The following is a 22743-nucleotide window of genomic DNA, read 5'->3' as shown; positions in this document are numbered from 1 at the left end:
AACTGTTTAATAATAAATACAATGCTAAATAAAAGCATCAAATTTCTAATAGAAAATAAACTTGTATCAGTTTTATTACTCTTGCTTTTTGTGGGATGGGGAACTGTAAATGCTCCTTTTAATTGGGACATTCCATTTTTACCAAGTAACCCTGTTGCTGTAGATGCTATTCCTGATATTGGCGAAAATCAGCAAATTGTATTTACCAAATGGGATGGTCGTTCTCCACAAGATATTGAAGATCAAATTACGTATCCTCTAACCACTTCCCTATTGGGTATTCCAGGAGTTAAAACAATTCGTAGCTCTTCTATGTTTGGGTTTTCAAGTATCTACATCATTTTTGAAGAAGATATCGAGTTTTACTGGAGCAGAAGTAGAATTTTAGAAAAACTAAACTCATTACCAAGTAATTTATTACCAGAAGGTGTGAATCCTGCTTTAGGACCAGATGCTACTGGTTTAGGTCAAATTTTTTGGTACACTCTTGAAGGCCGTGATGAAAAAGGAAATGTTACTAGTGGCTGGGATTTACAAGAATTAAGAAGCATTCAAGATTACTATGTAAAATACGGATTATCATCTGCAAGTGGTGTTTCTGAAGTTGCCTCAATTGGTGGTTATGTTCAAGAATATCAAGTAGATGTGAATCCTGAATTAATGCGACAATATAATATTGGTTTACATCAAGTTGTAAAAGCTGTTAAAAGTAGTAATCAAGATATTGGTGCGCAAACTTTAGAAATAAATCAAGCTGAATATTTAGTTCGTGGGTTAGGTTATATAAAGTCAATTGAAGATATTGAAAATGCTGTTGTTACTTCCGAAGATTTTACAGCTATCAAAATAAAAGATATTGGTAAAGTTTCTTTAGGTCCAGTAGCAAGAAGAGGATTGTTAGACAAAGAAGGTGCAGAAGTTGTTGGTGGTGTTGTAGTTGCAAGATATGGAGCAAATCCTATGAAAGTAATTACGAATGTAAAAACTCAAATTGAAGAATTAAAAGGAGGGTTACCTACTAAAGTTTTAGCTGACGGCCGAACATCTCAATTAACAATTGTTCCTTTTTATGATAGAACAGAATTAATTGAAGAAACTTTAGATACACTTAAAGAGGCATTAACATTAGAAATTCTAATTACTATTTTGGTAATTATTGTAATGGTTTTTAATCTTCGAGCTTCAATTTTAATATCTGGGTTATTGCCAGTTGCAGTATTAATGGTTTTTGTTACCATGAAGCTATTTAATGTTGATGCAAATATTGTAGCACTTTCAGGAATTGCAATAGCGATAGGAACGATGGTTGATGTTGGCGTCATACTCGCCGAAAATATGATTCGTCATTTAGATGATAAAAAGTTACAAATTCATGAAGATGGTACAAAATATACAACAGACGAAATAATTTACAATGCAACTGCAGAAGTTTCTGGAGCAATATTAACAGCCGTTTTAACTACAATTATCAGTTTTGTTCCTGTATTTACAATGATTGGTGCAGAAGGAAAATTGTTTAGACCTTTAGCTTTTACCAAAACAATGGCTTTATCTGCATCTTTGGTAATTGCTTTATTTATAATTCCGCCTTTTGCTGCTTATTTATTCAGAAAAACAACACTTAAAAATTCATTTAAACATCTTATAAATATCGCTTTAATAAGTATGGGAATCGTAATTATAATCAGTGGTCATTGGTTAGGAATCATTCTAATTGCTTTTGGAATTAATGGTTTATTAGTTGTTTTAGAAAAGTTGAACAAGAAAAACAGCAACCTTATAAACATCATAGTTTCTTGCATTGCTATTATATTTTTACTTGCAGAGTACTGGAGACCATTAGGTTTTGACAGAAGTATATTTATAAACTTAATTTTTGTAGCTATTATTTGTTTTGGTTTTTTAGGAATATTTTCTGTTTTTAGAAAATATTATACGCGAATTCTAAAATGGGCTTTGGATAATAAAATCTTGTTTTTAATGATTCCTACAGCTGTTCTTATTTCTGGAGGTTGGATCTTAAATAATACTGGAAAAGAATTTATGCCATCTTTAAATGAAGGTTCATTCTTATTAATGCCCACTTCATTACCACATTCTGGTGTTGCAGAAAATAAACGGGTTTTACAACAGTTAGATATGGCAGTTGCCACCATTCCTGAAATTGAAACCGTGGTTGGTAAAGCAGGAAGAACCGAATCTGCTTTAGACCCTGCACCTTTATCTATGTATGAAAATATGATTCAGTATAAATCTGAATACATGCGCAATTCAGAAGGAAAAAGGCAACGTTATAAAATAAATAATGAAGGTTCTTTTGAATTAAAAAACGGACAATTTATTCAAAATCCTAATAATTCTGAAAATGCAAGTTTTACGAAACTTGAACACAATCAACTTATTGAGGATAATGATGGCGAGTTCTATCGTAATTGGAGACCAAAAATAAATAATCCAAATGATATTTGGAATGAAATTGTAAAAGTTACTAAACTACCAGGTGTTACTTCTGCTCCAAAATTACAGCCTATAGAAACAAGGTTGGTAATGCTACAAACAGGTATGCGTGCGCCAATGGGAATAAAAGTAAAAGGGCAAGATTTAAAGCAAATTGAAGCTTTTGGATTACAACTAGAAAACTTTTTAAAACAAGCAGAAGGTGTTAAAACAGAAGCCGTTTTTGCTGATAGAATTGTAGGGAAACCGTATTTACTGATTGATATTGATAGAGAAAAAATTGCACGTTATGGAATTTCTATTGAAGATGTTCAGAATGTTTTAAAAGTTGCAATTGGTGGAATGCAATTAACACAAACTGTGGAAGGAAGAGAACGTTATGGAATTCGAGTTCGCTACCCAAGAGAATTACGTAACAATCCTGAATCTATAAAAGACATTTATATTCCTGTTGAAAAAGGAAGCCCTGTTCCTTTAAATGAATTGGCAACAATTAGGTATGAACAAGGCCCACAAGTAATAAAAAGTGAGGATACTTTTTTAGTTGGGTATGTTTTATTTGACAAGTTAGATGGTTTTGCTGAAGTTGATGTGGTAGAAAATGCGCAAGAACTGTTTCAACAAAAAATAGATTCTGGTGAATTAACTGTTCCAAAAGGCATCAGTTATAAATTTACAGGAACTTACGAAAATCAGTTACGAGCAGAGAAAACATTATCTGTTGTAGTTCCATTAGCATTGGCTATTATTTTCTTGATTTTATACTTCCAGTTTAAATCGGTTACCACATCATTAATGGTTTTTACAGGAATTACAGTGGCTTTTGCCGGTGGTTTTATTATGATTTGGTTGTATGGGCAAGATTGGTTTTTCAATTTTAGTTTTTTGGGAGAAAATATGAGATCTCTCTTTAATATGAAAACAATCAATTTAAGTGTGGCAGTTTGGGTTGGTTTTATTGCGTTATTTGGAATTGCAACAGATGATGGTGTTGTAATGGCAACTTATTTAACACAAACATTTAAGCGTGAAAAACCTTCTGATAAAAAAAGTATTAGAGTAGCCGCTTTACAAGCTGCAGAAAAACGAATTCGTCCTTGTTTAATGACAACTGTAACTACAATTTTAGCATTACTACCAGTTTTAACTTCTACAGGAAAAGGAAGTGATATTATGATTCCGATGGCAATTCCAATTTTTGGAGGAATGGTCATTGACATTACCTCTTATTTTATTGTGCCAGTTTTATATAGTTGCCGAGAAGAATTCAAATTAAAAAAATCTAAAAAATGAAAAATTTAATTTTTACACTAATAAGTTTTTTAGCTTTTGGTTTTTCAAATGCACAAGAATTAAATGTACTTATTGAACAGGGACTAAAAAATAATCCAGCAATTCAAAAATTTGAATTACAATATAATATTGCTTCCGAAAAAGTAAACGAAGTTAACACGTTGCCAAATACTGAATTTGGTGCTGGATATTTTGTAAGTGAACCAGAAACAAGAACAGGTGCACAGCGTTTTAGAATTTCTGTAAAACAAATGTTACCTTGGTTTGGTACAATTACTTCAAGAGAAAATTATGTTTCTTCTATGGCAGATGCTAAATATGAAGATATTGTTATTGCCAAACGGAAACTAATTTCTTCTGTTTCTCAATCCTATTATAACTTGTATACAAATAAAGCAAAGCAAAAAGTATTAGAAGAAAATATAAAACTACTTGAAACTTATGAAACATTAGCATTAACATCAGTTGAAATTGGTAAAGCTTCTGCTGTAGATGTTTTACGATTGCAAATGCGTCAAAATGAAATGGAGCAATTATTGGCAATTTTAAATCAACAGTATTTAACTGAACAAACTACCTTAAATAAATTGTTGAATCGTGATAAATCAATTTATATAACTGTTGTGAGTGATTTAAACTTTTCCAGTGAAAATTTTGATATTAATATAGATAATTTATCTGTGCACCCTGAATTATTAAAGTATGATAAATTGTATCAATCTATAGAAAAATCAGAATTATTAAATCAGAAAGAAAGTGCTCCAATGATTGGTTTCGGTTTCGATTACATTAATGTTACTAAACGCCCAAATATGAGTTTTAGTGATAATGGTAAAGATATTTTTATGCCAATGGTAACAGTATCCATACCTATTTTCAACAATCGTTATAAATCAAAAACGAAGCAAAAAAACTTACAAAAACAAAAAGTTTTAGCACAGAAACAAGAAAGAAAAAATAAATTAGAAATGTTTTTAGACAAAGCAATAAACAAACGAACTTCTGCAAGAATAAGTTATAAAGCACAAGCTAAAAATTTAAAGCAGGCTAAAAATGCAGAAGAAATTCTAATTAAAAGTTATGAAATAGGAACGATTGATTTTAATGATGTATTAGAAATTCAAGAGTTACAATTAAAGTTTGAAATGAATCAAATTGAATCTATTAAATCCTACTTCATACAAACCACAATTATTAATTACTTAATTCAATAAAAAATGACACATACATATAAAATTACAGGAATGACTTGTGGAAATTGCAAAGCTTCCGTAGAAAAATATTTAGGTGAAATTGATAATATTACAAATATTTCTGTAAACCTAGAAAAAGGAGAAGCAGAAATCACAATGAATAAACACATAAAAACCAATATTTTAAAAGATGCCTTACCCGAAAAATATATTCTATCAGAAAAAAAGGAGCGTAAAGAAAAAATCTCAGCAATAGATTTTGAAGCAGTGACTGAAAAATCAAAATTTGAGCAATTAAAACCACTGTTTTTAATCATATTTTATATAACAACGGCAAGTATTTTATTAAACTATAAAGATTGGAATTGGAACGAATTTATGCTCAACTTTATGGGCTTGTTTTTCATCGTCTTTAGCTTTTTTAAAATGTTAGACTTAAAAGGGTTTCCAGACTCTTTTAGAATGTATGACCCTTTGGCAAAAAAGATTCCTTTTTACGGAAAAATTTATCCTTTTATAGAAACCGCTTTAGGTTTAATGTTTCTATTACATTATGAAATAAATATGGCTTTAATAATTACGCTAATTGTATTAAGTATCACTACAATTGGTGTTACAAAAACACTTTTAAGTAAAAAAGCAATTAAATGCGCTTGTCTTGGTACTGCTTTAAAATTACCAATGACAGAAGCCACATTTATAGAAAATACCATAATGATTGTGATGGCAAGTTTAATGCTTCTAAACATCTTTTAAATATGAAAAAGTATATAATTTATATAGGTTTTATAACTATTGGTTTATTATTTGGCTGGTTTTTATTTGGAAATCCATCAGCCGAAAAAATAGAACATGAGCATTCTCAAACAGTAGAAAAAAAACAGCTATGGACGTGTTCTATGCATCCGAAAATTATGAAATCAGAAGCTGGTGATTGTCCTATTTGTGGCATGGATTTAATTCTTACAGAAAATAGTTCTGAAGGTTTAATGGCAGACCAATTTAAACTTACAAGAAACGCAATAGCTTTGGCTAACATTCAAACTTCTATTGTCGGAAATGATAAAATAGAAGATAATACCATTAAATTATCAGGAAAAATTGTAGAAAATGAAGAAGCTAATACTGTTCAAATCAGTTATTTTTCGGGGAGAATAGAACGTTTAAATATTAACTCTAAAGGTGCAAAAGTTAGAAAAGGTCAACTATTAGCAACTATTTATTCACCAGAGTTATTTGCCGCACAACAAGAATTAATTACAGCTTCGTCATTAAAAGAAACCCAACCTGCATTATACAAGGCTGTTCGTAATAAATTAAAATTATGGAAACTCTCTAAAAATCAAATCAATAAAATTGAAACATCAGGTAAAGTAAAAGAAAATTTCCCTGTCTATGCTACTGTATCAGGTACCGTTTCAGAAAAATTAGTAGCAGAAGGAGAATCTATTAAACTAGGGCAACCGCTGTTTAAAATAGCAAATCTAAATACAGTTTGGGTAAATTTTGATATTTATGAACACCAGATTGATTTGTTTAAAAAAGGACAAGACATTTTTATAATAACAAACTCAACTAAAAAAATTAATGCAAAAGTAGATTTTATAGATCCTGTTTTAGATTCTAAAACAAGAACTGTAAAATTAAGAGTTGTGCTTAATAATAAAAATGATGAATTTAAACCAGGAATGTTTGTTGAAGGAAAAATTACAGGAATCAATTCGAATGAAGGAGAAGTTGTTTCTATTCCAGCATCAGCTGTTTTATGGACAGGAAAACGTTCTGTTGTATATCTAAAACCGAATGATAATGAACCTGTTTTTGAAATGCGTGAAATTACATTAGGAAATAGAATTGGAAACAATTACGAAGTTTTACAAGGTATAAAAAAAGGAGATGAAATTGTAACAAATGGGACTTTCACTGTTGATGCCGCTGCTCAATTACAAGGCAAAAAATCAATGATGAACAAGAAAGGCGGTAAAGTGATGACTGGTCACGAAAATCATCTTGGAATGAATAATAATTCAACAGTTAATAATTTCAATAAAAACGAAAGGATAGAAGTATCAGAAGAGTTTCAAAATCAACTAAAAACAGTTTTTAATGATTATATCCAATTAAAAAATGCTTTGGTTAAAGGTGATACTAATAAAGTAATAAGAGCATCAAAAAAGATAATAGAAAATATTTCTAAAATTGATATGAAATTGCTAAAAGACAATAAAACCCATAGAAACTGGATGTCTTTAGAAAAAGAAATAAAAGCAGCTACAACTTCAATTTATAAAACAATTGATATTGTAGAACAAAGAAGTCATTTCATACAACTCTCATCTAGCTTAATCACTACAGTTCAAGTGTTTGGAATTAACGAGAAAGTTTATGTTGAATTTTGTCCAATGGCAAATAGTAACAAAGGTGCTTATTGGCTAAGTAAAGAAGAAGTGGTAATGAATCCTTATTATGGAGATGCGATGTTAAAATGTGGGGAAGTAAAACAAATTTTAGACTAATAAAAATCAATAATTAAATTTTAATCAAATGAAAAAAGTAATTTTAAGTTTAGTAATTATTACAGCTACAATATTTACAAGCTGTAAAAATGAAGGCAAAAAAGAAACGAGTACGAACAAAACTGAGGTTTCTAAAGAAATAGCAAAAACAGATATTATCTTTGGTGTAAGAGGAAACTGTGGTATGTGTAAAAGTACTATTGAAAAAGCTGCAAATAATATTGAAGGTGTATCAACTGCAACTTGGAATGTAGATAAAAAGAAAATTGAGGTGTCTTTTGATCACGCTAAAACAAACGTTATGGCAATTCACAAAGCTATTGCAGCTTCTGGTTACGATACAGAAAAAGCAAAAGGAAATTTAGATGCGTATAATGGTTTACCTGGTTGTTGTAAATATGATCATACTATGGAAATGAGTATCGAATAAAAACAATAGAATATTTCCTTAACAAATACACTGTTAAGGAAATATTTTCTACGTTTTATCTATTTTTTTTAAACAAAAGCTAATGAAGTACTGCACTTGTACTCCACTTCACTGTTTTGAGTACTTCTCTTTACTTTCAATTTTTGTTGCCTATATGTTACTCAAAATGTACTTTTTAATTTCAGTAACAAATAATTGATACCTTTAGATAAACTCTACAACATCAATGAATAATGGCATCATAATTTAAAAAGTTTTTCTGTGGTATTACATTTATTACAAGACATAAAAAAGAAGAATACTCTCCCACTGTTAAGTATAAATAATTTTTAAATACTAGAGAAAGTTCTCTTTTATTTGATGTAAATAGATGAGTTATTTATAAGTTAATTCAGAAAAAACTTGTCCATTTAAAAAGATATATTAAAAATTAATGCTATAAATATTAAACTTATACAAAGAGAAATAAAACAAATGCCACCTACTTATAAAATCACCTATAAAAACTTTAAACCTATAAAAAGATAGTAATCTCCATTATTAAAATAAGGAGTTCGTGCAATTTTTACTAAATAGAAATTTAACATGAGTATAGAAATACTAAATCAATTAGAAAAGTTACATAACCAAAAGAAATACTCTAGAATTATTGAAATAATTTCTAACTTACCCCAAAGCACGTTAACATTTTCGTTAATTAATCATCTTGGAAGAGCTTATAGTGATATTGGTGACTATGACAAAGCTCTTGAAACTCTTTACAAAGTTTCAGAAGCAGGAAAAACAGATTCTCTTTGGAATTTTACAGTAGGATATACATATTTTCATAAATCAGACACAAAAAAAGCGTTAGTTTATTTAAAACAAAGTGCATTGCTTGGAAATAGTAATGCAGCAGCTTTAGCTTCAATACTCGATGGAACCTTCAAACTTCCTAAAGAAAGGGATGTGAAAAAAGTAAATTTAAAACCTAAAACACCTAGTCAAACAAAATTTGAAAAAACTATGGTTAATTTAACTAGCTATTTTCCAAAACTACAACCAGGTATTAGTACTCATCTTTTAGAAAGCTATATTCTAAAACTATTAAAACATTTTACTAAAAATAAAACGAAATGGAATAAAGGTATTGAATTACTAAATGATTTAATTTACCTAAAAAAACACGATAATTCAATAATATCTAAAAACACTTGTATACAGATATTTAACTGGATTAAAACTAAATATAATAACAAAGTGTTTGAAGGTTTTCCTGAAAGTTGCTCCTCTAGCGAAAAAGAATATAATAGTTTAATCTTTTTAATGAATTCATCACTAGATACATTATTAAATATTCAACATAATGTAGAAATTCTCCCTTACTTAAACGTACTTTTAAAAAAATCATCGAATGATTTTGAGATAAATAGTTTAAAAAATCTAATTCGTTCAGCAAAATATATTAATTCAGAATCTAAACAAAAAATATCTACCGAAACTTTAAATAAAGTTTTAATAGAAACTGATAAACATTTTGAAGATGAATATAATGCAAATAATGGGGGATATCTTTTTTGTGGACTTAAAGAAACAATTAATGAACATAAACTATGTTACACCATAAGTTGGTGTATAAAATCTCAAAAATACTTATCTAATGTTAAAAGAGGTGGATGGGTTGGAGCTGGTCCTTTAATGATCTCCAAAACATTTGATAAATTCGAAATGATGGGCTCTTCCCCTGGTGTTGATTGGATTTACCTTTTTGAATTAAAAACTCAAGATTTAGAAGAATATTTTTATTTAGAAATTCCGTTTGAAAATAAAAATATTTCAATATTAAAATCTGCAATTAAATGTACAACGAACGAACTATTGAACATGGTTAACGATCATAAAAAAATAATTTATACGCAATCAAAATCTTGGTGCGACCACTTCCCTATTTTTAAAAACATTGCTGATATTTTAAATGACTCAGGAATTAACTGTCAGATAGAAATTAAAATAAGAAGAAAGACTTAACCCAACTAAACTTATATCAATAAAATTAATTCTAAATTTTAAACCAATAATTTATCTGCGAAATAATTTAACATGTCTTCAACTTGATTTACTGCATCTTTGTCTATTGATACATCTGTTAAATTCGGAAGGTGTTTTGCAAAATAAATTTGATTATTAGACATTTCAAATAAGTTTGTAGCTAAGGCAAAAGGAAATTTAAAACCTGAATTAATTTCTTTTATAACATCTGATACAGATTTTACTAAATTTTCATAACTTTTAAAAAAACCTTTAGAATGCTCTTTATCTACTTCTTTTGTATGATAAGCTTTCATACCTTCAGAAATAACAATATTATGTAATCTACTCTCATTTACATAAATAACCCCAGGATTATCTTTAGATGCAGCAACAAATGAATGGATAATTATTTTTAATATTTTTCTAGGGTCATCAATATTCATTGTATTAATTTTTATAAGATAACTAACCCACTCCCAATACCAGTTTACTAAGAAAAGTAATAATAAATGTTTATTTTCAAAATACCTATATATAGATGCTTCTGTTGAATTTATTTCTTTAGCTAACTTCTTAAAATTAAAACACTCAAAACCAAATTCATCAATCATTAATATACTGTGTTTTATAATATTCCTGCCTAGTTTTGACTCTTGAGGTTCTTTTAAATACAGTCCTTCATTTAATGATATCTTAATTTCTATGCTCATATTTTAAAATAATTAACACTTAATAATTTTCAAATATAAAAAAGTTAAACCATTTTAAATGATAGTTTTACTATCATTTAAAAAAGTATTATTATATTTGTACTCGTTAAAAACAAAAAACTGAATGTCAAAAAAGGTAAAAGCTATATTTTTTTCAATAGCCTTTTTATTGTTTATTACTGCACCAACTATTATTACAGTAGTTGATAGCACTATTGACGTTTCTGTTATTTTCTCTATTTCTGAAGAGGAAGAAAAAAATAACGAAGAAGGTTTAAATATTCAAATCTATTTTACCCCTATAATTCTTAATCAGTCTCAATTATTTTTAACTAAAATTGAAAACAACTTAGAATTTTTTGTTAAAAAATATACAAAACCACATTTAAACATCATTTCTCCACCACCTGATTTTAAACTTATTATAGTTTAGTTTTTTTCCTTATAAAAGATTTTATCAATTTAAATAAACCTTAGTTTTAAGTAACTAAGAACAAATAATATATAATATGTTTAAGAATATTAAAAATGACTTACCAGCAAGTATAGTCGTGTTTTTTGTCGCTTTACCATTATGTTTAGGTATTGCATTAGCTAGTGGAGCTCCATTATTTTCTGGAGTAATAGCAGGAATTATTGGAGGAATCGTAGTAGGAGCCTTAAGTGGTTCTAAAATTGGAGTAAGTGGTCCTGCAGCAGGTTTAGCTGCAATTGTATTATCAGCTATTGGAGATTTAGGAGGTTATGAAAACTTTTTAGTTGCTGTAGTTTTAGGTGGTATTATTCAAATTGTTTTTAGTATTCTAAAAGCTGGTATTATTGGTTACTACTTTCCATCATCAGTTATAAAAGGAATGCTAACAGGTATTGGAATTATCATTATTTTAAAACAAATACCTCATTTTTTCGGTTATGATTCTGAACCTGAAGGAGCAGATAGCTTTATTGAAACCTCAGGAGAAAATTCATTTTCATCTATTTTACAAATTTTTGATAATATAACAATAGGTTCAATGGTTATTGGATTTATTGGTTTAGCAATTTTATTATTATGGGATAAAGTATTATCTAAAAAAGGAAAAGTTTTTCAAATTATTCAAGGTCCATTAGTAGCCGTAGTCGTTGGTATTATATTCTTTGCAATAACACAAGGTAATACTACATTAGGTATAGAAACATCTCATTTAGTTAGTGTGCCAATTCCTGATAGTATAGACTCTTTCTTTGGTCAATTTAGTTTTCCTGATTTTTCTGCAATCACAAACCCTGATGTATGGGTAGTTGCCTTTACTATTGCATTAGTAGCAAGTTTAGAAACACTTTTATGTGTAGAAGCTACTGATAAAATAGATCCACATAAAAATGTAACTCCAACAAACAGAGAATTACTAGCACAAGGAACTGGAAATATTATTTCTGGTTTAATTGGAGGTTTACCAATAACACAAGTAATTGTGCGTAGTTCTGCCAACATTCAATCTGGTGGACGTTCTAAATTATCAGCAATAATTCATGGTTTTTTATTATTAATTTCTGTGGTACTTATACCTAAATTATTAAACATGATTCCGTTATCAGTATTAGCTGCCATTCTTTTAATTGTTGGTTATAAGTTAGCAAAACCTGGTTTATTTAAAAAAATGTACGATATGGGATGGAAACAATTCATACCATTTACAGTAACAGTTTTAGGTATTGTTTTTATCGATTTACTTTGGGGAATTAGCTTAGGATTAGCTGTAGGAATTGTTGTAATCTTAATTAAAAGTTTTCAAAACTCACACTTCTTACATATTGAAGATAAGAGTAACGGAAAACACAAAATAAAAATGACATTAGCTGAAGAAGTTACCTTTTTTAATAAAGGAGCTATTTTAAAGGAGTTAGATCGTTTACCTATAGATACATTTTTAGAATTAGATGTAAGAAAAACCAGGTATTTAGATAACGATATTGTTGAAATATTAGAAGATTTTGCTTTTAAAGCTAAAGAAAGAAATATTGATATTAAATTAATTTCAGAAAGAGGAGTTATTGAAAATCCAGATAGTTTTATTGAGTTTTTTAAATTAAGACCAAAAACCGCCTAAATTATATCTGATATGAAAAATAATGGATATAAAATCTTAGTACTTTCTAATTTAAATGAAAGTACCAATGAAATATTAAAAAGCAGTGTTAGTTTAGCTAAAATTGTAGGTACCAATATTAACTTCTTATATGTTAAAAAACCAACAGAAGTTGTAAGTAATGACAATCAATTATCAGCTATGAGGGCTATAAATAGTGAATATATAGCTACTGGTAAAAGAATGAAAGACATAGTTAACCCTATATCTAATAAATATAACATAGCTATCAATCATTCATTTGTTATTGGAAATGTAAAAAATGAAATAGAGAAATATATTGAAGATAATCAACCAGATATTGTTATTTTAGGAAAGAAAAAATCTAAAAAAGCAAATTTTATGGGAGATAACATTACAAAATTTATCTTAAAAAAACATAAAGGAACAATTGTAATCGCTGATGATAAAAATACATTAAACCCTAATGAAGAATTATCTTTAGGGGTACTAAATAATGTTAAACCTATTAATAAGCTTACTAAAGATATAATTAGTTCTACCAAAAAACCTTTAACGTCTATTAAGACTACAAAAGGTAATGGAACAGTAGAAGAAGAAGTTTTTTTTAAAGATAAAGAAACAATTCAATATGCTTTTGATAAAGCAGATAATAATTTAAAAGATATATCTAACTATTTATTAAAAAATAATACTAATTTACTTTTTGTAGATAGAGAAAATATAAAATCAATAAAGTCGAATATTAATGATTTAATTAAAAACATTGATTGTTCACTTATTCTAACAACATAAAATAGTATGAAAGCACATACAAAAGAAACACAAGCAGCAATAAGTCCAGAAATTGCAATAAATTTATTAAAAGAAGGAAATAAAAGATTTCAAACAAATAACGCTGTAGAAAGAATTTTATTAGATCAAGTTTTAGATACAAGTAAAGGACAATATCCATTTGCTACAATTTTAAGTTGTATTGACTCTAGAGTTTCATCTGAGTTAATTTTCGATCAAGGAATTGGAGATATCTTTAGTGCAAGAGTTGCAGGTAACTTTGTAAATGAAGATATTTTAGGTAGTATGGAATTTGCTTGTAAACTAGCAGGTACAAAAGTTATTGTCGTTTTAGGTCATACCGCTTGTGGAGCAGTAAAAGGAGCCTGTGATAACGCTGAATTAGGTAACTTAACAAAACTAATTAGTAAAATAAAGCCCGCTGTTGAAGCAGTAACTGAACCAACAGATATAAGTTTAAGAAATTCTAGTAATATAGATTTTGTAAACAATGTTGCAGAAAAAAATGTTCATTTAACTATTGATAATATCCGTACTCAAAGTGCAGTATTAAAAGAAATGGAAGATGAAAATGCAATTAAAATAGTAGGTGCTATGTATGATATTCATACAGGACTAGTAACTTTTTATTAAACATAAAACTTAGTCCCCCGATTAAGTACGAAGTTAAATAAGGTGCGATTACTTTATTTAACTGAGTGCCTAGAAAGTAATTAATATACATGAGATACAAAACATAAAATTTAATATCTAAAACAAAATGGTAGAATTAGCAGGAATTATAATACTAGGTATACTAGCACAGTGGGTAGCGTGGAAATTTAAAATACCTGCTATTCTTCCATTAATATTAATAGGTTTATTAGTAGGTCCTATAGCATCTGAATTTTTAACTGCTGATGGAAATAAATGGATTGAGCCAGTTTGGAATGGTCAAAAAGGCCTTTTCCCTGGTGAAAGCTTGTTTTATTTTGTTTCCCTAGCAATTAGTATTATTCTTTTTGAAGGAGGTTTAACTTTAAAATTAAGTGAAGTAAAAAATGTAGGCCCCGTAATTACTAAATTAATAACACTAGGCTCAGCTGTTACTTTTTTTGGAGCTGCAATAGCAGTTTACTACATTTTTAATTTAAGTTGGGAAATATCATTTCTTTTTTCGGGATTAATTATTGTTACAGGCCCTACAGTAATTACCCCTATTTTGCGAAATATTCCTTTAAAGAAAGACATAGCTGCTGTTTTAAAATGGGAAGGAATTTTAATTGACCCTATAGGAGCTTTAGTTGCTGTTTTAGTGTTTGAATTTATTAGTGTAGGTGGTGGTCATGCCTTTACCAAAACTGCTCTAATAGAATTTGGTAAAATTGTTTTATTCGGTACTACTTTTGGATTCACTTTTGCTAATGGGCTTATTTTTGCCATGAAGAAAAAATTAATCCCCCATTATCTATTAAATGTTTTTGTATTAGCATCAGTTTTAGGTGTTTTTGTACTATCAGATGCTTTTGCGCATGAATCAGGGTTACTAGCTGTTGTTGTAATGGGAATGGTTTTAGGAAACTCTAATTTACCACAACTAAAAGAACTTTTGTATTTTAAAGAATCGTTAAGTGTATTATTAATTTCTATTCTTTTTATACTATTATCAGCCAATATAAATATAAAAGATTTACTTCTTATTTATAACTGGCAAACATTACTTCTTTTTGCATCTGTAGTCTTTATAATTAGACCTTTAGGAGTCTTTTTATCTACTATTAATTCGACTTTAAAATTTAATGAAAAATTATTTATTAGTTGGGTTGGACCAAGAGGTATTGTTGCAGCAGGTATAGCATCTTTATTTGGTTTAAAATTAGCGAAAGAAGGCATAGCTGGTGCTGAATATATTACACCACTAGTATTTATGATTGTATTAGGTACCGTACTATTAAATGCAACTACAGCTAGGTTCATCTCAAAAATAACAGGTGTCTTTTTAAAAAAATCAGAAGGAATATTAATTATAGGTGCTTCAGAAGCTTCTAGAGTAATTGCCAAGTATTTTAATAAAATAGGTAAGCAAGTTGTTTTAATAGATACAAATAAAGGAAATATAGATAAAGCAAATAAGTTAGGTATAGAGGCGTTAAATGTTGATATATACTCTGATGAGTTAGTTGATAATATCGAGTTAAATAACATAGGTTATTTAATAGCTTTAACAGGAAATACAGATATTAATAAGTATGCTATTGAAAAATTCAAAAATCAATTTGGAGAAAACGGAGCATACAGAATTTCAACCCAAAATGAAATTCACGAAAATAATACTAGCTTAGAAAATGAGATATTTTCATGTACAAACAATTTCTTATCATTATCTGAAGTAGCAAGAACAAACCCTACTATTCACGAATTAAAGGTTGAAACTAAAGAAGAATATATTACGTTTATTAATAAAGTTAAAAATGATGATAAAGTAATTCCAATATTTATTAAATCTTCAAAAAATCAATTGAATATTATTTCTGAAAACAATAATAACATAGATACCGATAGTACAATAGTATACTTAGGTCGAAACATAAATGATGAGTAAAGAAGTAGTAAAATAAATGCAAACCGTTATGCTGCCTTAACATATCATACAGAAATGAATACTGCAGAGTTATTTACATTCTGTAAATTTACTTTTTTAAAGCTTGTTATTATAGTTAAAAACACCAAACAAATTCAAATAAACAACTCTTTATAAATAAAAAATTGGCCTAATAAACCTACCATCTTTTAATAACCCTTTCAACGAAAATAAAAGATTTTAAAGATCTAAAAGGCGCAATTTTTACTAATTATTAACTGTACAAAACTTAAAAAAGAAAATATATCTTAATTCAGTAATGCAACTTGGTTGCAAATATAAACAAAAACAACAATTACGCAACTAAGTTGCATTAATTTTTTATTACATTTGTAACATGGGTATCGTAAGAAAAACAAAGTCAGTTAAAATACTACTTGAAGAATTTGATAAAAACTCGAGTGCTATTTCAGTAGTTATGCTAATAGAACGTCTTAGTTTAAAGATGAATAAAACTACTATATATCGAGTTTTAGAAAAACTAGAAGATGATGGGGTTTTACACTCGTTTCTTGGTAAAAACGGGCATAAATGGTATGCTAAATGTGGGGGTTGTTCCGATTCTGAACACCACGATGCGCATCCACATTTTCAATGTTCAGATTGTGGTAAAGTAGATTGTTTATCTACAGATATTCTTATTCCCAATATCCCAAATCGTAAAATAGATACCTCTCAATTATTACTACAAGGTAAATGTGAAGAATGTCTTGATTAAAACAACTCTTTTTTTTTAAACTATAAAGGTAAAATTACCAATAATAAATACAACAAAAAACAGCGTAGTAACTACTTTTTAGAAGTAATTACTACGCTGTTTTTTATACACTACTACTAACAAAACAAGTTGCTTCTTTTATGCCTAAATCACAAGAATACTTTTCTAAAATAAGTATCTAAAAAATTACTTTTAAAAGAATTTTGAAACCGATAGTTTAATGAAACTGTCTTCTCTAAAATTTGACAAAATAAGTTCATTATCGCTAATTGAACTAAAAATTCTAGCTTCAATTTCTGCTTTCCAGCTATTTCCTATTCTTCTAGAAGCTTCAATACTAAATATTTTACTTGATTGCTCTAAGTCCATAATTCCTCCTATTAAAATTGAAGTATCTTTCGTGTCATTAAAAGTAATTCTACTACCAATAAACAAATCATTTTGCATATTTGTTAATGCTAGTTCATCACGTTCATCGTATAAATATTCTCCAATAAAACCAACATCTAAACCATTATTATCTATATTACTAAAAGTATATTCTAAACCTGCAACAATGGCAAAAAAATCTTGCGCTTTAGCAGTTCTATAAATAGCTTCTAACTTCCATAAGAAAGCATTGTGCGTAATTTGTAAATCTAATCCTGTTTGATTAATTACGGGATAAAAAGCATTAATGTCACCTTGTTGACTGAATATAAATAAAGGCTCTCTTCCATTTCCATAAAAATGAGAAATTCCAATGTCAAAAGCACCAATATAATGACTCCATCTTACCGCTACATCTTGTCTCCATTCTTCAGCTTTACTTTCATAAGAAAGCGTATTTCTATCTAATAAAACAGGAAAACGCAATCTTCCTTTAATTCCACTAAACTCTCTTTTTCGATGATAAGGTAAATAGAAAAAATCAAGGTTTCCAAAATTCTCACTACTCCAAGTAAACTGAACCATAGGTTGTCCTAATTTTTCTTCCCCATCAAATGATTCAACTTGATCGGTTTGATTAATAATATCAACTAAATGATTACTTTCCGTAACTCCCCAATACACTTTTTTAAGACCAATGTTTAGCTCCCACTTTCCTTTTGCTTTTTGGTAATATAGCTCTCTAATATCCCAATGAGTTCTTTTATTATCAACATCAAACCTTACAAACCCAGTAAAATTAACACTTTCGTGACCTTTATTCCATTCCAAAGTGTATTTAGGAGTAAATGCTAAAGCTGGAAAATGATTTTTCTGACCATTAAATTGAGCGTCATTATAAAAATATCTATACTCACCTTCTATTTCTAACTCAAATTCTTGTACCGTTTTTTTTCGCTTTTCAGTTTGTGCTGAAACATGTAATACTGAAACCAGCAACAAGAATATAGTAGTAACTAATAATCTATTAATTTTCATTCTTTCCAATTTAAAAATACCCGATAGCTGTTTTAAAAAAATCAATCAAAACTGTATAAAACGAAAACAGCCATCGGTATTTATATTTTTACTTACCTGCTCTTTTTAAAGCAACTTGAGAGAAATCTTCTTCAGATAACTGCGCATTAAAATCATAGTTAGTAAATTCTAATTTTGTTTCTTTATTACTTTGTTTGTTAATCATATTAAACTCACCTGCTCTCCAAAACTTATTTTTATATAATTTGTATTTTGAATAGATTAACGTTTTTAATAAAGAATTTTTACGGTCATAAAATTCAACCTTTTCCATTCTATACCCTTTGTCTTTATTGTAGGTTACCAACCTTCTTGTATACCCCGATTTTGGATCAACAGGATCTTGTTCTACAGTTACTAAGTTTCCGTTCTCTTTAATAAATTTATAGGTATATTTTTCTACTTCTTGCGATGATAAATCTTCATAAGCAAACTCACTACCTACAAATGGTCCTGATTTATTGTTTGACGAAATTCTTTTTACCCTTTTTATAGATGGTAAAAACAGCCATTGGTCATCAGATCCTTTTTTATGTGTAAAAGTTAATGTTGCTGTACCTTTAACGTCTCTCGGACTGTTAAAAACGATTAACGATTTATCTCCATCTTCATGAAGTTCGAATGTTTTCGTTGTTAATGACCTTTCACTTGTTTGACCATTTTTATTTTTTAAGGTCATTTTTAAATTTACAGTAGAACTTTTAAAACCAGTATCTGCTAATTCCGCTTTTTTGGCAATTTCCAATCCTTTTTCTGCTGCTGATTGTGCAAAAGTAGCGCCAAGGGTAGCAACTGCTACTAATGATAAAATTATTTTTTTCATGATATTATTTTTATTTAAATTATTTAGTTTTATTCTTTTAAAGACTCGTTTTTCTTACTCGTTAAAATCAACAATGCTGGTAATAAAATGAAATCGATGATTAGTGCTGATAAAATAATTACAACGGTAATTCTTGCCATGTAACTATTTAATGCAAATGATGATGTTGATAATACTGCAAAACCAGCTAATAAAACAACAGTTGTTGTAACTAAGGCCTTACCTACAGTTTCAAAAGCATAAACAACTGCTTCTTTAGCGGTATACCCCAACTCTCTTCTTGCTCTTAAAAATTTGCTCATAAAATGAACGGTGTCATCTACAATAATTCCCAAGGTCATTCCAAAAACAACCACCATTCCAGTATTAATTTGCGCTTTATACATTGCCCAAATTCCAAATCCAATAATTACAGGGGTAACATTCGGTATTATACTTAACAATCCTAATTTGAAGCTTCGTAAGGCAAGCATCAAAATCAATGAAATTAAAATTAGTGCAATAATGTTTCCTTTAAGCATGCTATCTGCTTGTCTAAAACCTAATTTAGAAAACATCAACATCGGACTTACACCTAATGCATGCATTTCTTTTGGAGCATTGTCTTTTAACCATTGCTCTCCTCTGTTTGCAAAAGCAATCATTTGTGGACTGTCAATATTTTTTAAGGTAACAGTAACTCTCGATTCAGATTTATCTACATTAATTTGATTGTTTAAATCCAATCCGAAGGGTAATGATAATTCATATAATAATAAGTATTGTGCTGCTTCTTCTCTATTATCTGGTACTTTATAATAAGCTTCGTTATCACCATGCATAGATCTATTTACACGTCTTGCAACTTCACTAAAAGCATTTACATGAATAACTTCTGGTTGTTCGTTTAACCAGTTTTCAAAACCATTTAATTTTTTCAAATAAGTTGGATTATTAATTCCACCGCTTTCTCCACTACCAATTGAAAACTCAACATTATAAATACCAGTTAAGTTTTCACTTATATAATCGGTATCGGTTCTAAACTTTACACTTTTATCAAAATAATTAATAAACTCATCGTTAAACTCATTTTTTGTAGCTAAAAACCCTAATACTCCAATTACTACCACAGAAATAACGGTAAGTTTTACTGGCTGTTTTACAACATAATTACCAAATTGCGAATACCTGTTTTTCTTTGTTACTACAACAGTAGTTACTTTCTTTGATTTTACAGGGAAAATTGACATTATTGCAGGTAATGCAGTTGTAGAAAATAAAAATGCCATTGTCATACCAAATGCCGTAACGTTTCCTAAATCCCAAAAAGGAGGAACATCACCAAAATTCATGGTTAAAAACCCAATTACAGTTGTTAAACTTGTTATAAATACTGGCATAAAATTTAGCCTGATAGATTCTACCAAAGCATCAACTTTACTCAGTCCGTCTACTCTCATTTTCTGTAGCATTGTAATAAGAATATGAATACTATCTGCAACTGCCAATGTTAAAATCATGGTAGGAAAAACGGCTGATGGAGGCGTTAATTTTATTCCCATTATACCTACAAACCCAATGGCACTCATTATAGAAAATAATACAACTACCAATGTTGCCAACGTACTCCAAATATTTCTTGTAAGTATTAACGTGGTAATAATTACAATGATTAACATAATTAATGTTAAGCCCATATCATTCATAGAAGATTCAAAAAATGCCGTATTTAATGGCACCAAACCAGAAGTATGCACTTTAAAATTTGGATATTTCTCTTGAAATTCTTCAATCATTTTTCTGACTGAAACTGTTACTTCCGGTATTTCTTTTGCACTATCTATTCCTGGTAATTTTACTGTTATGTTAACAGCAGTAACGCTTCCTGTTGTATTTAAAATTCTATTTACTAAAAGAGGTTCTTTAAGTGCTCTTCTTTTAATTTCTGCTATTTCTTCAGCTGATTTTAATGAAGATTCATACGATAAATCTTCTACAAACAAATCATCACCTTCTGCTCTAGTATGTTGAAAATTTGTTAGTGCGTCTACTCTAGATGAGTATGGTGTATTCCAAGAACTTTTGGTTAATTCTTCAATTGCAGTTAAATTTTCTTTTGTAAAAACATTACGATTCGATGGTGATAATACGATAACTACATTATCATCTTTAGTATACTTTTCTTGCAGCGCATCGAACGCCTCTAATTCTGGATTTGATTTACTAAAGAATACATGATAATCTCCATCAAATTCCATTTTACCTTGAGATGCTAATCCCATTACGAGTATTAATGACCCTATTAATACTGCCCATTTGTTTCTAATTACAAACTCTGCCCATTGTTTGGCAAATCTGTTTGAAGCGTTACTTATTTTTTTTAGTGCATTCATATTTTTAATTAATTGACCAGTCGTTTATTATTATTTATGTTTGTGTTATTATTGTTTTTGACTTGGTAACTTTACAAAAAGTGACCAGTCATCTATTATGTGATAAAAAAATTATTTTAATAAAATGGTGGTTACCATTTTCGTGAAATTTACAATAGGATATGCATCTTTCATTTCTTTCATTGTTGTCATTGCCCCCTTACCTGCGTCTTCAATAAACTCAGCTAAATCTCTTGGATCCATTGTTTTTTGCATTTCTCCTAACTCTTGTGCCTCTTTTATAACATTTGCAATATGCGTTTTAATTAAAGAGCCTTTATTTGCAATCATAGTTCTAATTGCTTCACTATGTTCTGCCACTTCATTTGCGAGGTTACATCCCAAGCATCCCATTTTACAATTTAGCTCTTCCCTAAGTGTATTCGATCTAAACTCATAAAAAGCAATTAATCGTGCTTTAGGTGAAAGGTCTTTATTTTCTAAAACTTCTAATGCAGGTACAAATTGTTTATTGAAATATTTTTCTATAGCTTTAACTACAAAATCCTCTTTACTATCAAAATAAAAATAGAATGAACCTTTTGGTATTTCAGCCAACTTAACAATGTCGTTAACGCTAGTTGCGTTATATCCTTTAGACCACAATAACTCTATACCTTTATCTAAAAGGTAATCTGATTTAGCATCATGTTTTAAAGTTTTTGACATAGTTATTGAAATACTTTACAAATGTATGACCACTCGTCTAGTTTACCAAATATTTATTATTATTTTTTTATTTAACTATAATAAAATACTTTTAAAACATGATTATCAATAACTTAAATCAACCGAATATAATAATGAAATTATTTCTTTAGAGATCAGTAGATAATTACTTATATTTTAATTGAAACACCTTAATGAATATCCGGTATAGCGTAGTCGATACCTATGCTCAAATTTCAATGAAACAGATTGCTTCTTCCGTACCTCCATCGCAATGACGTGTATTTATTATACACGTTACTACGAACAACATAAATAATGAGAAGTAGTCTGTTTATTTTAATATGTCAAGTTGAGCGCAGTCGAAACCTATCCTCAAATTCCAATGAAACAGATTGCTTCTTCCGTACTTCCATCGCAATGACGTGTATTTATTATATACGTTAATACAAATAGCATAAAAAAATGTGAAGTAGTCTGTTTATTTTAATATGTCAGGTTGAGCGCAGTCGAAACCTATGCTCAAACTTCAATGAAACAAATTGCTTCTTCCGTACCT

At 28.9% G+C, this 22743-nt stretch carries 17 protein-coding genes; 12 read left to right on the top strand and 5 right to left on the bottom strand.

Features of this window, described 5'->3' with window-relative positions:
- Nucleotides 1–21: 21 nt before the first annotated feature.
- The 6 genes from H518_RS0118820 (at nt 22) to H518_RS0118790 (ending at nt 9896) form a co-directional block, all read left to right on the top strand.
- Nucleotides 22–3750, top strand: a complete 3729-nt coding sequence (locus H518_RS0118820) for an efflux RND transporter permease subunit (RefSeq protein ID WP_028890507.1) — start codon at nt 22–24, stop codon at nt 3748–3750.
- The gene (locus H518_RS0118815) at nt 3747–4964 is read left to right on the top strand and encodes a TolC family protein (protein ID WP_028890506.1); all 1218 of its coding nucleotides are present in this window, start codon (nt 3747–3749) and stop codon (nt 4962–4964) included. The genes H518_RS0118820 and H518_RS0118815 overlap by 4 nt, the downstream gene beginning before the upstream one ends.
- 3 nt (nt 4965–4967) lie before the next feature.
- The gene (locus tag H518_RS0118810; RefSeq protein WP_028890505.1) at nt 4968–5699 is read left to right on the top strand and encodes a heavy-metal-associated domain-containing protein; all 732 of its coding nucleotides are present in this window, start codon (nt 4968–4970) and stop codon (nt 5697–5699) included.
- Nucleotides 5700–5701: 2 nt separating this feature from the next.
- Entirely contained in the window at nt 5702–7459 is a 1758-nt protein-coding gene (locus H518_RS0118805; RefSeq protein ID WP_028890504.1) for an efflux RND transporter periplasmic adaptor subunit, read from the top strand.
- 28 nt (nt 7460–7487) lie between these two features.
- A complete protein-coding gene (locus H518_RS0118800) occupies nt 7488–7889 on the top strand; it encodes a heavy-metal-associated domain-containing protein (protein WP_028890503.1) in 402 nt (133 codons plus the stop codon).
- A 585-nt stretch (nt 7890–8474) separates the two neighbouring features.
- Complete coding sequence (locus H518_RS0118790; RefSeq protein WP_028890502.1) at nt 8475–9896, top strand: tetratricopeptide repeat protein; 1422 nt, start codon at nt 8475–8477, stop codon at nt 9894–9896.
- A 38-nt stretch (nt 9897–9934) separates the two neighbouring features.
- Here H518_RS0118790 and H518_RS0118785 read toward each other — a convergent pair whose 3' ends face one another.
- Nucleotides 9935–10609 (bottom strand): TetR/AcrR family transcriptional regulator, encoded by a 675-nt coding sequence (locus tag H518_RS0118785; RefSeq protein WP_028890501.1) that lies wholly within the window; start codon nt 10607–10609, stop codon nt 9935–9937.
- Nucleotides 10610–10733: 124 nt separating this feature from the next.
- Here H518_RS0118785 and H518_RS0118780 point away from each other — a divergent pair, with 124 nt between their 5' ends.
- The 6 genes from H518_RS0118780 (at nt 10734) to H518_RS0118755 (ending at nt 16832) form a co-directional block, all read left to right on the top strand.
- Nucleotides 10734–11042 (top strand): hypothetical protein, encoded by a 309-nt coding sequence (locus H518_RS0118780; RefSeq protein ID WP_051263877.1) that lies wholly within the window; start codon nt 10734–10736, stop codon nt 11040–11042.
- Between the two features lie 76 nt (nt 11043–11118).
- Nucleotides 11119–12699 carry a SulP family inorganic anion transporter gene (locus H518_RS0118775; protein WP_028890499.1) on the top strand — a complete coding sequence of 527 codons (1581 nt, stop codon included), beginning with the start codon at nt 11119–11121 and terminating at the stop codon, nt 12697–12699.
- Nucleotides 12700–12711: 12 nt separating this feature from the next.
- Nucleotides 12712–13494, top strand: coding sequence for an adenine nucleotide alpha hydrolase family protein (locus tag H518_RS0118770; protein ID WP_043707305.1), 783 nt, complete (start codon nt 12712–12714; stop codon nt 13492–13494).
- 6 nt (nt 13495–13500) lie between these two features.
- Nucleotides 13501–14127 carry a carbonic anhydrase family protein gene (locus H518_RS0118765; protein ID WP_028890497.1) on the top strand — a complete coding sequence of 209 codons (627 nt, stop codon included), beginning with the start codon at nt 13501–13503 and terminating at the stop codon, nt 14125–14127.
- Between the two features lie 127 nt (nt 14128–14254).
- Nucleotides 14255–16075, top strand: a complete 1821-nt coding sequence (locus tag H518_RS0118760) for a cation:proton antiporter (protein WP_028890496.1) — start codon at nt 14255–14257, stop codon at nt 16073–16075.
- A gap of 376 nt (nt 16076–16451) precedes the next feature.
- Entirely contained in the window at nt 16452–16832 is a 381-nt protein-coding gene (locus tag H518_RS0118755; protein ID WP_028890495.1) for a Fur family transcriptional regulator, read from the top strand.
- Nucleotides 16833–17024: 192 nt separating this feature from the next.
- Here H518_RS0118755 and H518_RS0118750 read toward each other — a convergent pair whose 3' ends face one another.
- From H518_RS0118750 to H518_RS0118735, 4 genes are all read right to left on the bottom strand, one after another.
- Nucleotides 17025–18239 (bottom strand): hypothetical protein, encoded by a 1215-nt coding sequence (locus H518_RS0118750; RefSeq protein WP_051263875.1) that lies wholly within the window; start codon nt 18237–18239, stop codon nt 17025–17027.
- Nucleotides 18240–18327: 88 nt separating this feature from the next.
- On the bottom strand, nt 18328–19101 hold the full coding sequence (locus H518_RS0118745) for an outer membrane lipoprotein-sorting protein (protein WP_028890493.1): 774 nt from the start codon (nt 19099–19101) through the stop codon (nt 18328–18330).
- Between the two features lie 29 nt (nt 19102–19130).
- The gene (locus H518_RS20275) at nt 19131–21476 is read right to left on the bottom strand and encodes an efflux RND transporter permease subunit (protein ID WP_051263873.1); all 2346 of its coding nucleotides are present in this window, start codon (nt 21474–21476) and stop codon (nt 19131–19133) included.
- A 111-nt stretch (nt 21477–21587) separates the two neighbouring features.
- The gene (locus H518_RS0118735; RefSeq protein WP_028890492.1) at nt 21588–22184 is read right to left on the bottom strand and encodes a TetR/AcrR family transcriptional regulator; all 597 of its coding nucleotides are present in this window, start codon (nt 22182–22184) and stop codon (nt 21588–21590) included.
- Nucleotides 22185–22743 lie beyond the last annotated feature (559 nt).

This window comes from Tenacibaculum ovolyticum DSM 18103 (assembly GCF_000430545.1).
Lineage (GTDB): Bacteria > Bacteroidota > Bacteroidia > Flavobacteriales > Flavobacteriaceae > Polaribacter > Polaribacter ovolyticus.
The sequence above is the reverse complement of the archived record's forward strand: the minus strand, read 5'-3'. Positions and strand labels throughout refer to the sequence as shown.

What these genes read in the sequence shown, in the direction of transcription:
- H518_RS0118790 (WP_028890502.1), top strand. Translation starts at nt 8,475, where the DNA reads ATGAGTATAGAAATACTAAATCAATTAGAAAAGTTACATAACCAAAAG.
- H518_RS0118815 (WP_028890506.1), top strand. Translation starts at nt 3,747, where the DNA reads ATGAAAAATTTAATTTTTACACTAATAAGTTTTTTAGCTTTTGGTTTT.
- H518_RS0118745 (WP_028890493.1), bottom strand. Translation starts at nt 19,101, where the DNA reads ATGAAAAAAATAATTTTATCATTAGTAGCAGTTGCTACCCTTGGCGCT.
- H518_RS0118800 (WP_028890503.1), top strand. Translation starts at nt 7,488, where the DNA reads ATGAAAAAAGTAATTTTAAGTTTAGTAATTATTACAGCTACAATATTT.
- H518_RS20275 (WP_051263873.1), bottom strand. Translation starts at nt 21,476, where the DNA reads ATGAATGCACTAAAAAAAATAAGTAACGCTTCAAACAGATTTGCCAAA.
- H518_RS0118755 (WP_028890495.1), top strand. Translation starts at nt 16,452, where the DNA reads ATGGGTATCGTAAGAAAAACAAAGTCAGTTAAAATACTACTTGAAGAA.
- H518_RS0118805 (WP_028890504.1), top strand. Translation starts at nt 5,702, where the DNA reads ATGAAAAAGTATATAATTTATATAGGTTTTATAACTATTGGTTTATTA.
- H518_RS0118765 (WP_028890497.1), top strand. Translation starts at nt 13,501, where the DNA reads ATGAAAGCACATACAAAAGAAACACAAGCAGCAATAAGTCCAGAAATT.
- H518_RS0118780 (WP_051263877.1), top strand. Translation starts at nt 10,734, where the DNA reads ATGTCAAAAAAGGTAAAAGCTATATTTTTTTCAATAGCCTTTTTATTG.
- H518_RS0118810 (WP_028890505.1), top strand. Translation starts at nt 4,968, where the DNA reads ATGACACATACATATAAAATTACAGGAATGACTTGTGGAAATTGCAAA.
- H518_RS0118820 (WP_028890507.1), top strand. Translation starts at nt 22, where the DNA reads ATGCTAAATAAAAGCATCAAATTTCTAATAGAAAATAAACTTGTATCA.
- H518_RS0118760 (WP_028890496.1), top strand. Translation starts at nt 14,255, where the DNA reads ATGGTAGAATTAGCAGGAATTATAATACTAGGTATACTAGCACAGTGG.
- H518_RS0118770 (WP_043707305.1), top strand. Translation starts at nt 12,712, where the DNA reads ATGAAAAATAATGGATATAAAATCTTAGTACTTTCTAATTTAAATGAA.
- H518_RS0118735 (WP_028890492.1), bottom strand. Translation starts at nt 22,184, where the DNA reads ATGTCAAAAACTTTAAAACATGATGCTAAATCAGATTACCTTTTAGAT.
- H518_RS0118750 (WP_051263875.1), bottom strand. Translation starts at nt 18,239, where the DNA reads ATGAAAATTAATAGATTATTAGTTACTACTATATTCTTGTTGCTGGTT.
- H518_RS0118785 (WP_028890501.1), bottom strand. Translation starts at nt 10,609, where the DNA reads ATGAGCATAGAAATTAAGATATCATTAAATGAAGGACTGTATTTAAAA.
- H518_RS0118775 (WP_028890499.1), top strand. Translation starts at nt 11,119, where the DNA reads ATGTTTAAGAATATTAAAAATGACTTACCAGCAAGTATAGTCGTGTTT.